At 59.9% G+C, this 14,706-nt stretch carries 11 protein-coding genes; 9 read left to right on the forward strand and 2 right to left on the reverse strand.

All coding sequences use genetic code 11. The annotated features are described in order from the left end of the window. Positions 1 to 78: 78 nt before the first annotated feature. The 3 genes from G4C92_RS09335 (at position 79) to G4C92_RS09345 (ending at position 7,073) form a co-directional block, all read left to right on the forward strand. Positions 79 to 4,071 (forward strand): Spy0128 family protein, encoded by a 3,993-nt coding sequence (locus G4C92_RS09335; RefSeq protein ID WP_274939593.1) that lies wholly within the window; start codon positions 79 to 81, stop codon positions 4,069 to 4,071. Between the two features lie 155 nt (positions 4,072 to 4,226). Further along, the gene (gene trkA, locus G4C92_RS09340; RefSeq protein WP_274939594.1) at positions 4,227 to 5,585 is read left to right on the forward strand and encodes a Trk system potassium transporter TrkA; all 1,359 of its coding nucleotides are present in this window, start codon (positions 4,227 to 4,229) and stop codon (positions 5,583 to 5,585) included. A gap of 21 nt (positions 5,586 to 5,606) precedes the next feature. Further along, the gene (locus G4C92_RS09345) at positions 5,607 to 7,073 is read left to right on the forward strand and encodes a TrkH family potassium uptake protein (RefSeq protein WP_274939595.1); all 1,467 of its coding nucleotides are present in this window, start codon (positions 5,607 to 5,609) and stop codon (positions 7,071 to 7,073) included. A gap of 111 nt (positions 7,074 to 7,184) precedes the next feature. Here G4C92_RS09345 and G4C92_RS09350 read toward each other — a convergent pair whose 3' ends face one another. After that, entirely contained in the window at positions 7,185 to 7,496 is a 312-nt protein-coding gene (locus G4C92_RS09350; protein ID WP_274939596.1) for an SH3 domain-containing protein, read from the reverse strand. A 109-nt stretch (positions 7,497 to 7,605) separates the two neighbouring features. Between G4C92_RS09350 and G4C92_RS09355 the strand changes: the two genes are divergently transcribed. From G4C92_RS09355 to G4C92_RS09365, 3 genes are all read left to right on the forward strand, one after another. Beyond that, a complete protein-coding gene (locus G4C92_RS09355) occupies positions 7,606 to 9,105 on the forward strand; it encodes an AAA family ATPase (RefSeq protein WP_274939597.1) in 1,500 nt (499 codons plus the stop codon). 55 nt (positions 9,106 to 9,160) lie between these two features. Next, positions 9,161 to 10,069, forward strand: a complete 909-nt coding sequence (locus tag G4C92_RS09360) for a zinc-ribbon domain-containing protein (RefSeq protein WP_274939598.1) — start codon at positions 9,161 to 9,163, stop codon at positions 10,067 to 10,069. Positions 10,070 to 10,203: 134 nt separating this feature from the next. Further along, positions 10,204 to 10,512: a LysR family transcriptional regulator gene (locus G4C92_RS09365; protein WP_274939599.1), complete on the forward strand. Its 309-nt coding sequence runs from the start codon at positions 10,204 to 10,206 to the stop codon at positions 10,510 to 10,512. A 135-nt stretch (positions 10,513 to 10,647) separates the two neighbouring features. Here G4C92_RS09365 and G4C92_RS09370 read toward each other — a convergent pair whose 3' ends face one another. After that, positions 10,648 to 11,904 (reverse strand): SGNH/GDSL hydrolase family protein, encoded by a 1,257-nt coding sequence (locus G4C92_RS09370; protein ID WP_274939600.1) that lies wholly within the window; start codon positions 11,902 to 11,904, stop codon positions 10,648 to 10,650. A gap of 150 nt (positions 11,905 to 12,054) precedes the next feature. Here G4C92_RS09370 and G4C92_RS09375 point away from each other — a divergent pair, with 150 nt between their 5' ends. From G4C92_RS09375 to G4C92_RS09385, 3 genes are read left to right on the forward strand one after another with little or no spacing between them, the layout of a single operon-like run. Beyond that, complete coding sequence (locus G4C92_RS09375; protein WP_274939601.1) at positions 12,055 to 12,915, forward strand: YitT family protein; 861 nt, start codon at positions 12,055 to 12,057, stop codon at positions 12,913 to 12,915. A 20-nt stretch (positions 12,916 to 12,935) separates the two neighbouring features. Beyond that, the gene (locus G4C92_RS09380) at positions 12,936 to 13,403 is read left to right on the forward strand and encodes a metal-sensing transcriptional repressor (protein WP_274939602.1); all 468 of its coding nucleotides are present in this window, start codon (positions 12,936 to 12,938) and stop codon (positions 13,401 to 13,403) included. Positions 13,404 to 13,444: 41 nt separating this feature from the next. After that, complete coding sequence (locus G4C92_RS09385; RefSeq protein WP_274939603.1) at positions 13,445 to 14,620, forward strand: DUF4317 family protein; 1,176 nt, start codon at positions 13,445 to 13,447, stop codon at positions 14,618 to 14,620. Positions 14,621 to 14,706: the final 86 nt, after the last annotated feature.

Genomic DNA, 14,706 nt, shown 5'->3' on the forward strand with positions numbered 1-14,706 from the left:
GTCCGCAGAATGTATGTGATATAATCATCTGTAAGACTTATGTGATTTACTCATGTCTCAGGATGGAGGAACAGATTTATGTTCAGACATACATCGCGGAAGCTGCTGACATGCCTGACGGCGCTTACGCTTACACTGTCGGCGGGAGCTTTTCCCTCGTGGGCGGACGGGGCCGTTTCGGGAGGCGGAGAGCCGGCTGTCACGGAGCAGAATACGGATACGCAGGGGACGGGCACAGCGGTGACGGAGACACCGGCTCCGACGGAAGAACCGACACCGGAACCGACGCCGGAGCCTGCGCCGGCGCCGTCCGCGACGCCTGCTGAAAGCGGCTCGGGAGAAAACGGCGGGTCCGGCAGCACGGACAGCACAGGTGAGAACGGAACCGGCAGTGCGTCTTCAACGACAGTCTCATCGGCTCCGTCGGTTTCCGCAGACAGCGGCGCGAGCTCTGCGGCTTCTTCTGCAGCAAGCTCCGTTCCGGTCGTCAGCCAGTATACGGTTCAGATTCCGGAGGATCAGCAGAAGGCGAAGGCGGAGGCGTCCGCCCTTCCGGGAGGAGGAAGTTCGCTCCAGAATCTCTTCGGCCCGCTCTGGAATTATGGAATGCTGGCGGAGAAAATTACGTTTCAGTCTCCATCCCAGCAGTCGAACTTTGCCGCCGTGACGGTACAAGGAGATGTACAGCTGGCGGCGTCTCAGGCCGGCGGCGTGCCGCTGATGTACCGGGCGGCCAGACTGAACAGCTCCGTTCAGATGACCGGTGAGCAGACGGCACCGGCCGTCCTTTACCTCACGGGGCGCGATGCGGCGGATCTGAGCGCCGGAGAGAATACGGCGGGCGCATCGGTCGTGAACCAGACGGAGGACGCGATCACGGACCGGGTGCATGAGCTGATTCGGGATGCGCAGACGATCTCACAGAATCTGGAGGCCCGGCCCTCCGTTGTGCTCAGGAAGGCGGGCGCGGACGCCGTCGGCGATACGACCGTGACGGTTCCGGCTGTCGCAGCGGCGCAGGCGGATCAGACGAACGATGCGGCGGCAGCGGCGGGGGCCTATGCGGCGCTGACGGTGTCGGATAAGATGCTGATCGATACAGCCGCTCTGGGCGATGACGCGGTTTTCTTCTTTTCGGTCAGTACGCCCGAGGCCGCGCAGCGGATCGCGGACGGGAAGCTGGTGATCCGGAAGAAGAAAGGGCAGAGACTGATCTTTACCTTTACGAAGGATGCCGGGACGGATGTGACGCTCGGTGCGTATCAGATCGCGATCGATGAAAAGCAGGGGAATACGTCGGACGGGACGCAGACGGAGTTACTGAATGCGGTGACGGATTCCGTCGTCTGGAATCTTCCGAACGCGGCGAATGTGACGATGAACGGAACAGCAGGCATCGTCTTCGCGCCCTTTGCGGGCACAAACATCAATCTCACGGGCACACCCTCATCGGGGATGCTGCTCACGGCCGGGAACGTGACCGCGGGCACCTCTCTGCGGTTCATGAACCAGTCCCGGATCGATCCGAACGGCGATCACGGGCAGGCCAGCGTCACGCTCGGCGTGAGAAAGATTCTCAGCTGGCAGGCTGGTGAGGCGCCGGCTGCGGATCAGACGTTCCGGTTCACGCTGAAGAAGACCGGAGCGGCATCCGGAGACGGATCGGACGGAACGGCCGGCGAAGGAACAGACGGACAGACAGCCGGCGCGGAGAACGCCGATGGGCAGTCCGCGGATGGTCGGAACGCGGAGCCGATCGAGACGTCTCTGACCATGAAGGCTTCGGACCTGACCTCAAACCCGGAACAAAGCACGGCGGAGGGAACGGCTTCGTTCGAGCCGATCACCTTCAGCGGCGAAGGAAACGCCGTCTATGAGATCACGGAGGTGAACGGCGGGGCGGAAGGCGTCACCTACGACCCGCAGACCTTCACGGTCCGCATCGACGTCACAGCCGATGACGAGGGAAAGCTGACGGCAGCGGTTGTGAAGATCGATCCGCAGGGGAATGAGATTGCGCTCGATCCGGAAACTGACGGCGAGAGCCAGAGTGTCTACCGGGTCGGTCCGTTCACCAATACATTTGCGAAGAAGACACTGAAGCCCGTTTCCTTCACCATCGGCGCCGGTAAGACGCTGAGCTGGACGAGGGGAATGCCGCCGGTGCGGGATTCGTCGTTTGCGGCCACGCTGAAGGGTGTCTCGCAGACGGCCATCAGCCGGACGATGAACGCGTCCTTCACGGCGGGCGAGATCAACAGCCTGATCAGCGGAGAGAAGGTGCCTGGTCTGGACTACTCCGCCTCCGGCGATACGCAGACGGCGGTGCGGGCCGCGGACGGATCCAATCTGGTGAATTTTACCTATCAGACGGCCGGCATCTATGTCTACACACTGTCCGAGAAGAACAGCGGCGCGACTGGCTACAGCTACGACTGGGATACGAAGACGGACAGCCAGAAGCAGCCTGCCGTCTACCGCATCGAAGTGAAGGTGGAGAAAAACAAGGCGGGCGATGCGCTCGTCGTGTCGAAGGTGACGGTCAGCCGGAACGGGACGGACGTCACGAATGACAGGAACCGGGTGACGCTGACCGGGGTCACGGACAGACAATCCGGGGAAGCGGTCCCCCTGAAGCAGGTCGAGGTGAACCTCAGGAACGCATACCGCCCGCTGCCGGTGATGTACAGGATTCCGGTCACCAAGAAGGTGGAGGGAACAGCGGAAACAAGCCGTTTTCATTTCACTCTGTACAAGGAAAGAACCGGTCGTACCGCCGCGGCTGCAGGAGAATTGAACGGCAGCGGTGAAGTCAATCTGAAGCCTGCAGGGACGGTTCATTACAGCGAGGCATTGGCGGAGAAGTATGATGCCAAAACGCCGCATTTCTTCTTCACCAGTCCCTGCGACGAGTGGTACCGGCTGGAAGAGGATACGAATGAGCTTGCACCAGAGTATGTGTCACTCAACCCGGTCTGGTATCTGCACGTCGTCGTGAAGGACTACGGCGGCCAGCTCAAGTCGACGGCGGTCGTGACAAATAAGGACGGATCGAAGCAGCGGCAGATCGGCGTCTGGTATCAGGCGGCCAGGTCCGGCGGTCAGAATGAGCCGGACATGAGCCGGATGCACATCCGCGCCACGATCACGAACCTCTACACCACCGGAAGTTTCTCGTTCAGCAAGGTGTCCTCCGCCAACCCGGATCTGGGGCTTCCCGGCGCCGTATTTAAGCTGTACCGGATTCCGATCGCGACGCAGGGCGAGCGCTCGGGCGAGACATATCAGAAGGCGGCAGCCCGGCTGAAGGGCGGTCAGGTCTTTGACAACAGCGGCGAAGTGGCTGATTCACTTAAGGAGTTCAAGGAAGGAACCAGTTCCTCCACCGGATCGGTCACCTTCAGCGGCCTCTATCCGGATGAGTATTATGCCATTGTGGAGAAGACGGCTCCGGCGGGCTATCAGGTTTCCGCCAACGCGGTCGTGATCCGGACGTGGTACAGCCGGAACAGCGGGAGAGTCGAATGCAGTGTCGTCAGCAGCGGCGGCTTCACGCTGGGGCGCGACGGCGGCGCGCTGAAATGGTACGACCACCCGATCACTGTGCGGATCGACAAGATCGTCGAGGGCGGATATCTGCTCCGCGGCGCCTACATGCAGCTGCTGGATTCGAACGGCAGCGTCATCGAGCGCTGGATGAGCGGGAAGATCAACCCGCATATGGTGAAGGCGCAGCTGCAGCTCGGACAGACCTATTACATCCGCGAGGTGCAGGCGCCGGCCGGATACAACCGGGCGGAGTCAATCCGCTTTACGGTGGAGTCGCTGCCCGGAGGCGGATACAGTGCGGCGAACCGGGTGCAGGTGCTGAAAATGCAGGATCCGGGCAACGGCACGAAGACGGACGGCAGCGAGATCGGCGTCAACCCGGATACGGGCGCCACGGCTGCCAGCGCCGGCAATGTCAGGACCGGCGACACGAGCCCGATCGGCCTCTATGTGCTCATCGCGGCGGCGGCTCTGGCGGCTGTGATCGCCGTGATCGCGGGCGGACGGAAGAAAAAGCGCTGAGTCAGCTTCAGCTTGAGTTTTGACAGAAACGTGTTATAGTAGGTATCGGCGGGGGCATCAGCCTCCGCCGATTCGTGTTTACCTGTTTTTTCGGAGTCTTTAAAGACCGGTTCTTTCGTACTGCGGTATGCGCGGAAGAATGGATGGAGGATGGTATGAAGATTATCATTGCAGGCGACGGCAAGGTCGGCTCGATGCTGGCCCGCCAGCTTTCCGCCGAAGGCCACGACATCACGCTCGTGGATAACGACCCGGACGCGCTCGAGTCAACCATTGAGCGGTATGACGTCATGTCGGTTCAGGGCAACTGTGCGTCGATGGAGGTGCTGCGGAACGCGGGCGTTGATTCGGCGGATCTTCTGATCACAGCGACGGGGCAGGATGAAATCAATCTGCTCTGCTGCCTGACGGCGCACGGCATGAACCCGCACCTTCATACCATCGCCCGGATCCGTACGCCGGATTACGCGGAGTCCACCTACGCGATGAGAAAGATGTTCGCCCTGTCGCTGACGGTCAACCCGGAGCGCCAGACCGCGCGGGAGATCGACCGCCTGCTCCGCTACCCGGGGTTCCTGAAAAGGGAAAAGTTTGCCAACGGGCTGGTGGAAATCGTCGAGATCCGGGTGGACGAGAAGAGCCCGCTTCGCGACCAGCCGCTGTATAAGCTGAGCGAGATCGCGCACTGTCAGGTGCTGGTCTGCGCGGCGCTGCGCAACGGAAAGGCGGTCACGCCGGACGGCGATTTCGTGATCTGCGAGGGCGACCGGCTGTTCGTTACGGCCTCCGCGCGGAATCTGACGATCCTTCTGCACAGCATCGGATACGTGACGAAGAAGATCCGGAACGTGCTTCTGGTCGGCGGCGGACGAAACTGCTACTATCTTGCCTCCATGCTGCTGAAGGAGGGAATCAGCGTCAAGATCATTGAGATCGACCGGGAGCGGTGCGAGCATCTCGCCGAGATGCTGCCGGACGCGACGGTGATTCAGGGAGACGCGTCGATCCAGTCGGTGCTGGAGCGGGAGAAACTGAGTCAGGCGGACGCGGTGATTTCGATGACCGGACTCGACGAGCTGAACGTCCTGACCTCGCTTTACGCGCATGAGCGCAAGGTGCCTCAGGTGATCACCAAGGTAGGCCGCGGGGAGAACCTCGGCGTGATCTCCAAACTGGCGGTCGGCAGTATCGTCAGCCCGAAGGAGCTTTGCACGAACACGATCGTGACCTATGTGCGCGCGATGGAGAATCAGGTCGGCGCGGCTGTCACCGTTCACTCGATCGCGGACGGTCAGGCGGAGGCGATCGAATTCGTCGTCGACGCGAATACAAAATATCTCAATACCCCTCTGCGCCAGATTCATCTCAAGCGGAATATCCGGCTGGCCTCGATCACCAGCGGCCGGAATATCGAGTTCCCCAACGGCGATTCGAGATTCCATGCGGGCGACCGCATCGTGATCGTCTCGAGCGGCGGCGAGACGATTCAGCAGCTGAACGATATTTTTGCCTGACGGGAACGGGAGAGAGTTCGTATGAATTATAAGATCATGATCAGGATCCATTCATGGATTCTGCTTCTGGCGAGTGCTTTTATGGCGCCGGCGCTGCTCATCTCGATCGTGACGTCGGACCGGCCGGCGGAACGGGGCTTTACGGGCGCCATTCTCATCACGCTGGCCGCCGCGGCTGTTCTCCGTCTGGTTTCACGGAACGCGGAAAGAAAGTTTTACGCCAGGGAAGGACTTGTCTGCACGGGTATGGCGTGGATCGTGCTGTCGCTGTCGGGCTGTCTTCCCTTCTTTCTGTCCGGCCGGATCCCGAACTTCATCGACGCCTTCTTCGAGATCGTATCCGGCTTCACCACGACCGGGGCGTCTGTGGTTTCGGACGTGGAGGCGCTGGGCAAGGGACTGCTTTACTGGCGGTCATTCAGCCACTGGGTCGGCGGTATGGGCGTGCTCGTCTTCTTTCTGGCGATCATCCCGGCCAGCGGCCGCAACGACGGCTATATGCTCCATATTCTGAGAGCGGAATCGCCGGGCCCCTCTGTCAACAAGATGGTGCCCCGGATGCGCGACACGGCCGCGATTCTCTACATCATGTACTGTGTGCTCACGCTGCTCGACATCATGTTCCTGCTGGTCGGCCGGATGCCGGTCTTTGATGCGGTCTGCATCGCTTTCGGTACGGCGGGTACCGGAGGATTCGCGGTTCTGAACTCCGGCATGGCGGCTTATACGCCCTTCGCCCAGAACGTGACGACGGTTTTCATGCTGCTGTTCGGCGTCAACTTCAGCATCTACTACATGCTCCTTCTGAAGCATGTGAAGCAGGCGCTGTTCGACGAGGAACTGCGGCTCTACTTCGGCATCGTCGCCGCCTCGATTCTCTTCACCGCGGTGAATGTCTACCGCTGTATGCCGGAGACGGCGAATGTGGAGGGGACGATCCGCCACTCGGCCTTTCAGGTCGCGTCGATCATCACGACGACCGGCTACTCGACGCTGGACTTCGACAAGTGGCCGGGCTTTTCCAAGGCAATCCTGCTCTGCCTGATGTTTGTAGGGGCCAGCGCGGGCAGCACGGGCGGCGGCATCAAGGTTTCCCGTGTGCTGCTGCTGATCAAGAATCTCCGGAGAAATGCGCACCAGATCTTTCACCCGCATGAGGTGAGAATCGTCCGGATGAACGGCTCCCGCGTCCCGGAGCAGACCATGAGCAATGTCAACAATTATCTTGCCGCCTATGTGATCATTGTCATCGTCAGCTTCCTTCTGCTGGCGCTGGATCGCGGCAATTTCTCGCTGACGACGGATTTCTCCGCGGTGATGGCGACGTTCAACAACATCGGACCGGGCTTCGATGCGGTCGGTCCGACGCAGAACTTTTCCTGCTACGGAAATCTCTCGACGCTGGTGATGGCCTTCGACATGCTGCTGGGCCGGCTGGAAATCTTCCCGATTCTCGCTCTTTTTGCGCCGAGCACATATAAAGAGTGAAAACTTCCCGTCAGAGGACGGGAGATCATGATAAGGCACTGTATGACAAAAGCACCGGGCGTCCCGCTAAAAGTGGGACGCCCGGTGCTTTCTTCCAGGTGCATTTCCATCTTACAGCACGTCGCCGGGGACAATCGAGGAGTCGCCGAAGGACTCCGGCTCCACGAGCGAGGCCCGGACGTAGCCGATGCCGTGGCCGTTATAGGCTTCCACCTGATACCAGTCGTCGCCGTTCCGGCGGGTGACCATGAAGGAATTGACCGGCAGCGAGTGTCCCTCGCCGTAGTGCCGGATCACCGCACTGTCCATGCTGCGGTCCGCCCAAAGGTTGGCGCCGTCTGTGCCGGTGATACGGACAATCTTTGTGCCGTTCCAGGTTGATTCCGGATTTGCGCCGGAAGACGCGTTTCGCTGATCAGACATAGCAACACCTCCCGAGACATCATTCACAATCTTCCTCTTATCTTACCACGTTTTACATGCAATTGGGAAAATGGTATGATGAGGAATATGAATTTGAAGGAGACTGCCTATGGACAGAATATTTGACTTCAACGACCCTGTACCGTCGGAGAGACGGCCCGCCGAGGCGCTTGACCGGGTTCCGTTATATGAAAATGCAGCCGGCATGGCCACGGCGGAGCATCCGATTCTGATGCTGTCGGATCCCACGGCCGGCATGCGCCATCATCAGACCGGCACGTTCCGTCACCCGCTTTCCGGCGCGGCCTTTGACTATCAGGAGGACGGTCAGGACCTCTCTGCGCAGATTCTGCGGGTGGACAGCCGCTTCCTGAAACTGATCGGCTGGCTGGGAGAGAACCATATTACGGTCCGCCTTTCCCTTATTCACACAGAAGAGGGCAGCGCGGTCTGCAGGATCCGCGCCGTCGATCCGAGCGGACGGACGCACGACCCGTCTTCGGAGGACGGCATGCTGCAGCTGGCGGTCAGCCGCCTTCTCGCGAGCCGGCCGGCCGCGCCGGTTGACGACGAGGAGCAGGAGGAACCCGGGAATACGCCGTATCTCCTCACCGATCTGCCGTCGATGACCGATTTCCTCACCTGCGCGGGCGACGCGCTGCCGCCGGAGATCCGGACGTGGGCGTACCGGAACATCAAGCTGCTCCGCACCGGCGCCATCAGTCCGGAGGAACGGCGCCACGCCCAGAGGGCGCTGTCGATGATGCTGAATATCCGGTGGCAGGGCTCCTATTTCGAGTCCATCGACCCGGTGAGAGCGAGAAGAATTCTCGATGAGGAGCTCTACGGGCTCGATTCCGTCAAACAGCGGATCATCGAAACCATCATCCAGATCAACCGCACGCATACGCTGCCTGCCTACGGACTCCTGCTGGCGGGTCCGGCCGGAACAGGCAAGTCGCAGGTCGCCTATGCGGTGGCACGCATTCTCCGTCTTCCCTGGACCTCACTCGATATGAGCACGATTCATGAGAACGAGGCGCTGACCGGAAGTCCGAGAATCTACTCCAACGCCAAGCCAGGCCGGATCATGGAGGCATTCGCCCAGGCGGGAAGCTCCAATCTCGTCTTCATCATCAACGAGCTGGACAAGGCGGACGACGGCACGGCGCTGGGCAATCCGGCGGACGCGCTGCTGACGCTGCTGGACAATATCGGGTTTACGGACAATTACATCGAGTGCATGATTCCGACGACGGGCGTCTACCCGATCGCGACGGCCAACGACATCAGCCGGATCAGCTCGCCGCTGATGACCCGCTTCGCCGTCATCGAGATTCCTGACTATACGTCGGAGGAGAAGAAGGTGATCTTCACTCGTTTCTCTCTTCCGAAGGTGCTTGCGCGTATGGGAATGAAACCGGAGGAATGCGTCGTGACCGGAGCGGGGGCCGATGCCGTGATCGCACGGTGCGCCGGCCGGCCGGGCTGCCGTGATCTCGAACAGGCCGCGGAGCACCTGGCGGCGCATGCGCTGTACTGCATCGAGACGCAGCAGGTCAGCTCGGTGACCTATGACGCGGAGGAGGTGCGGTCGCTGCTGGCGTGAGTCAGCATCCGGAGAAATACACCGAAACGGAAACAGACGGAAAGGAGTGCAGAATATGATTTGCCCTTATTGCGGCGAGACGATCGCCGACAACAGTAAGTTCTGCAGTCACTGCGGAAAACCCCTGTTCAGCGTGGAGATGGATGACTATGATCTCTATGCCGCGGACACGGCGGATCCGGAGGTCGACCGCCGGCTGATCGCCGGGGCGGATGAGGATACGCATATTCTTCCGGCCGGGGAGGTTTCCGCGGAGGAGGCAGCCAGAGCGGTCGATCCGGATCTCGATCTCACCCCGTACGATCTGGATGAAGACGGAGAGCAGCCGCAGAGGAGAACGAAATCCGGTTCCCGGAATGAGAGAGACGGCCGGTCCGGAGAAAGCCGCGTAAGACTCGAGCGCTATGTGCCGAAGCGGAACGCACGCGCGGAGGAGCCCGAGGATGAAGCGGAAGAGGAGGAAGAAGAGGACGGAGGAGGCGGCGGCCATACGGCATTTCTTGTCGTGCTGTGCGCCGCACTGGCGGCCGCTGTCTTCTTTGCTCTTTATTATATGGTCTCCAGCGGCATCTTTTCCGGACGGACGGCCGTGCGGACCGGGAGCACGGAGGTGAAGCCCATCACCGTCATCGCGAACCAGACGACGCCGACGCCGGCCGCATCTGATGCGGGCGGCGGAACGGACACCGGGCGGACCGCCGCGCCGACTTCCGCTCCGGCCGTGAACCAGCCGACCGCGACGCCGTCAGCTGCCCGCCAGACGCCGGCCGCCCCCGATGTGACGGTGGCTCCGACGCCGGAGCAGACGCAGATCCCGGAGGCGACGGAGGCGGTCACCCCGACGCCGACTGAGGATCCGGACGCGGTGGTTCTGACGCCGGATGAGGACAATGAGGAGACAGACGACGGACAGGAACAGGAGCAGAATCAGGACCAGAACAATCAGGAGGATGTTGTCGGTTGATTCAGCGCACAGCCGCGCAATTTTTGAACATTTCGTTAAATTAACGCAATTTCGCACTATTCACGAATCTGTTGTGATAAAATAGACCTGCTTGAAATGCTTTTGAGAACACGGATTCGAGGTGTAGTGGTAACATGCTTTATAATGCGCATCTTGATACTCTGATCCGGGTGGTAGAGGCAGGCAGCTTCCGACAGGCAGCGGAGCAGATGCATATTTCGCCGTCTGCCGTGCTCAAGCAGATCGGACTGCTGGAAAAGGATCTGGGTGTCACTGTTTTTGACCGATCAAGAAAGGGTGTAACACTTACTAAGGCGGGAGAATCCATCTATCGTGATGCCAAGTTCATCGTCAGCTTTTCGGACGAGGCGACGAAAAGAGTGAAAGACATCGCGGATCAGAGCCGTGAGTCGGAGCAGCAGCGCGGATCATCGGGTTCCTGATTCATCGAGTGAAAACAGAACAGAGGAAACCGGCCGGCGAGATTCATATCAGACGCCGGCCGGTTTTGTGGACAAAACGAGTCCCCGGCCGGATAACGGCCGGGGACTGCCTGTTTTACGGAAAGAATCTGGCGGTCAGACATGACGCCGCCAGGACTGGCGGTATCCCTTGCGGAGATAATGGTCGTAGTACTTCCACACGGAACGGCCGAATTTTTTCGCCAGATCGCGGTTGCTTACCTTATAAGTCTTCCAGTTGAAGGAACTGCAGCCGATCCAGCCGCTCCGGATGCCGTACTTCACGAAGTGGGCGAGTACTTTTTTGTCATTGTAGCCATAGACGCGGAAGACAGAGGGATAACGTTTGATGTAATCGTTATAGTTATAGACACGGGCGTAGTCGCGGCCCTTATAGACAGTCTCATATCCTTTTACCTTCCGGGTCCAGGCGCCGCTCATCCCGCGAGCCTTTCCCTTATTCAGATAATGGGTGTAATACCTTGTCCAGTCGGATGTGCCGTAGATATGGCGCAGATAGCCGTAACGGAGTGCGTAGGAGACGGCATCGAAGGACGAACTCGCGCGGAGCCCCTTCTTCATGCCCTTCTTGAGGAAGTAATGGTAAGCGCCGGAAGGATTCGAGCCGTAGGTCTTCTTCAGAGATGGGTTGTATTTCATAAAGTCACGGAAGTCGTAGACGGGCTTGTAATAGCGGCTGACCATCGAGTCGGGATCTGACGAGGTCTTTGACACCGAAGAGGACCCGGCAGCGGTTTTGCTGATGATCAGACTGAAATACCGGTCGCTGGAGGATTTCTTGTAATGGATGCCGTCATGCAGCGTGGAGAGATTTTTCTGCAGGGCGGAGTAGATGTCCACATACTGTACATCCGATGAAAGCTTCGCGCGCAGCGCCTTGTTGAACGAGGTGATCATATAGGCGCGTTCGCTTTTCGATGCTTTGGCCTTCGCGTCGTCTACCGGTCCGACTGAGAAGAAATAGGTGGATGCGCCCTTCTTCTTCCATTCGGCGGCCTTCTTGTTAAAATAGGAAGCATACCGGTCGGCCATCCAGGTGTCGGCGCAGTCGTTGAGGCCGAGCAGGATGACGACGGCCGTGTTGCTGCGGATCTTGCTCTCGATGCGGGGGACGCCGGTCTGCTTCGCCCAGCTGAGCCCTTTGCCGGACGCGTATGACCAGATCACGCGGGCGTCCTTTGAGCCGTATTCCCGCATCATCTCCGTCCTCGAATCCCCGATCAGGATGATGCGGCGGGAAGGCGCGGCCGCCTTCGCGCGGACACTGCCGGCGAAAAGAAACAGAAGCAGAGCGAAGAGACATGCGGCTCGCGGAAGAATCCGCTTCCGTCCGTTTACGGCGGAGATGATCATAACGACCCCTTTCTCTGATTAATCTGAAAATTGATTTAAAACTTTTGTAACAACCATCTGCATTATACACGGACAGCCTCCGGTTTGTCTTCTTTTATTTTCAGCGTTGTTCGGGTATAATACGGATACATGCGGGCGGAGGGGCTGGCGATGACATTCTCACTGAAAGAAGACGGAAGACGGCTGCTTGTCATCACACTGGCGGCGGTGATCATGGCACTCAACATCAACACGTTCGTCCATACCGGCGGACTGTACCCGGGCGGCGTGTCCGGGCTGACGCTGCTGATTCAGCGGTCCGCACAGATGTTCTTCGGCGTGAGCCTGCCCTATACGCTGATCAACCTCCTGCTCAATGCCGGCCCGATCTATATCGGGTTCCGGTTCATCGGAAAAAAACTGACCCTGTACACGATTTACATGCTGATCGTCAGCAGCGTGCTGACGGACGTGATGCCCGCTCATGTGGTGACGCAGGACGTACTGCTGATCGCCGTCTTCGGAGGGATGATCAACGGGACCGTGATCAGTCTCTGCCTTCTCTCCAACGCGAATACCGGAGGCACGGACTTCATCGCCCTTTATCTGTCAAAGAGGAGCGGCATGGATTCCTTCAATGTGATCCTTGGCGTCAACGTGGTGATCCTCTCGGCGGCGGGCTTTCTCTTCGGCTGGGACAAGGCGATGTATTCGATTATTTTTCAGTTTGCATCGACGCAGGTACTGCATGTGCTTTACAGGAAGTATCAGCAGATTACGCTCTTTATTGTGACGGATTTTCCAGCCGATATCTGCCGCGCCATCACGGACGTGAGCCGTCACGGCGCTACGGTGCTTCACGGAGAGGGGGCATATGAGCATACGGAGCGGGCGGTGGTGTATTCGGTCGTGTCGGCTGCGGAGGAAAAGGCGGTGCTGGCCGCGATCCGCAGAGTTGATCCGAAGGCGTTCATCAATCTGATGAGAACACAGCAGATCCGGGGACGGTTCTATCAGCCGCCGGAGAAATAAGGACGGGTAGAAAGAACAGTATGGCAGTCAGTAAAAGGACAGACACTGGGGCCGCCGGATGCGGTCACGATCACGCTGAAACAGAGCATGGACACGTACATTCTCACGGCACCGAATACGGTCACGATCGCACAGAGACGGAGTATGGACATGTGCATTCACATGGCGCCGGATGCAGTCACGAGCATCCGGAGGCGGCGCACAGCGCTCACACGCATACCCATGACCCGCAGGAAATACGAAAAATCGTCAACCGCCTGTCCCGCTGCGCGGGGCACCTGGAGGCTGTTAAGCATATGGTCGAGCGGGGAGAGGACTGCTCGGACGTGCTGATCCAGCTGGCCGCGGTCCGGTCAGAGCTGACCAATGCCGGCAAGGCGCTGCTGAAGGAACACCTGGAGCACTGTATTGTCGAGGCGGCGGAGCAGGGCGATCAGGCGTCCATCGAGCGGATGAACGAGGCGATCGACCGGTTCATCAAATACTGAGCGCCGGACGGAAGAGACGTCGGAAGGAAAGAAAGACAGATATGGAAAAGGCAGACATCAGAGAGCTTCGGAAGGCCGTCAAGGCGAGAGACAACATCGTCGACTGGGTTTACGGCTTCTATGTGGACGCGGACAACAACACTGTCTGGGATCAGGTCATGCGTCTTGCGGATATGGAGGACGCGGAGCGGTTCCGCCATGTGGCGATGTTTCAGCGGGTGCTGAGCACGCGGATCGGCCGGGATACCTTCAGCGTCGCGCTGACGGAACAGAACGAGGCGCTGCTCGCGCTCCGTTCCACGGACGGCGGCGATACGGCCGCGCTCGAAGCGTTCCGGGATGCGTTTACCGCGGGGTACACGCATACGGATCCCTATTACGCGACGCTGACACGCATCGTCTACGATGTGCCGCTCAAGGGCACGGACGGGAGGAAGCTGGAGGACGGCGACGTGGTCTATGAGGCGCTGCTGCTGGCCGTCTGTCCGGCCAAACTCACCCGGGCCGCGCTCGGCTTCCGGGAGGACCGCGTGGCGGAGCTGGACCGGAGATGGCAGATCGGCAATCCGGTGGCGGGCTTCCTCTATCCCTCTTTCTCAGAGCGGCTGGAGGACCGGAACGAAGTGATGCTCCGTTCCAACGCGCCAGACGGGGAGGATTTCCTGACGGCTCTGTTCGCGGTGCAGGCGGAGGCGGCGCCGGTGGGCGCCGAGACGCAGCGGGCTCTGTTCAGTGACCTGCTGGGTCAGATGGACGTCAATCTCGAGAGCGCCGCCGCAATCAGCGAGAATCTGGTGGAGAAGGCGGCGGAGGAGGACGCGCCGCAGACGCTGGAGAAACAGACCGTGCGGAAGATTGCCGAGGCGGCGGGCGCTCCTATGGAGGATTTTGACGAAATCTACGATGAGACGATCGGCGATACACAGATCGCGCTGGACGCGGTAGCGGAAAGCTGCATCACGGTGAAGACGGATGCGATGACGCTGAAGGTCCCCATCGACAAGGCACAGCTGATCCGGACGCGTATCATCGACGGAAGAGAGTACATTCTGATTCCGGCGGACGGCACCGTAACGGTGAACGGAACGGCCGTCTCGGCGTCGGCCGGAGAGACGGCCGCGTCAGCGGAGGCGGACACCGGGATGGAGAAAGCGCCGGAGGCGGACCGCTCTTCTGCGGCGGACGGATCCCCCGAGGGCACGCCGTGGGAGAACTGAGACGGTAAGCCGCCGACAGGCGGCGAACCGGCAGCGCGGTTTCAGGCGGGCAGTGCCGCCGGCCCATGCATCGGTTTGCGCCGGCC

Source organism: Chordicoccus furentiruminis (assembly GCF_019355395.1).
In the GTDB taxonomy this organism is placed as follows: domain Bacteria; phylum Bacillota; class Clostridia; order Lachnospirales; family Lachnospiraceae; genus Chordicoccus; species Chordicoccus furentiruminis.

What these genes read in the sequence shown, in the direction of transcription:
- G4C92_RS09355 (WP_274939597.1), top strand. Translation starts at nt 7,606, where the DNA reads ATGGACAGAATATTTGACTTCAACGACCCTGTACCGTCGGAGAGACGG.
- trkA (WP_274939594.1), top strand. Translation starts at nt 4,227, where the DNA reads ATGAAGATTATCATTGCAGGCGACGGCAAGGTCGGCTCGATGCTGGCC.
- G4C92_RS09345 (WP_274939595.1), top strand. Translation starts at nt 5,607, where the DNA reads ATGAATTATAAGATCATGATCAGGATCCATTCATGGATTCTGCTTCTG.
- G4C92_RS09350 (WP_274939596.1), bottom strand. Translation starts at nt 7,496, where the DNA reads ATGTCTGATCAGCGAAACGCGTCTTCCGGCGCAAATCCGGAATCAACC.
- G4C92_RS09375 (WP_274939601.1), top strand. Translation starts at nt 12,055, where the DNA reads ATGACATTCTCACTGAAAGAAGACGGAAGACGGCTGCTTGTCATCACA.
- G4C92_RS09370 (WP_274939600.1), bottom strand. Translation starts at nt 11,904, where the DNA reads ATGATCATCTCCGCCGTAAACGGACGGAAGCGGATTCTTCCGCGAGCC.
- G4C92_RS09380 (WP_274939602.1), top strand. Translation starts at nt 12,936, where the DNA reads ATGGCAGTCAGTAAAAGGACAGACACTGGGGCCGCCGGATGCGGTCAC.
- G4C92_RS09365 (WP_274939599.1), top strand. Translation starts at nt 10,204, where the DNA reads ATGCTTTATAATGCGCATCTTGATACTCTGATCCGGGTGGTAGAGGCA.
- G4C92_RS09360 (WP_274939598.1), top strand. Translation starts at nt 9,161, where the DNA reads ATGATTTGCCCTTATTGCGGCGAGACGATCGCCGACAACAGTAAGTTC.
- G4C92_RS09385 (WP_274939603.1), top strand. Translation starts at nt 13,445, where the DNA reads ATGGAAAAGGCAGACATCAGAGAGCTTCGGAAGGCCGTCAAGGCGAGA.
- G4C92_RS09335 (WP_274939593.1), top strand. Translation starts at nt 79, where the DNA reads ATGTTCAGACATACATCGCGGAAGCTGCTGACATGCCTGACGGCGCTT.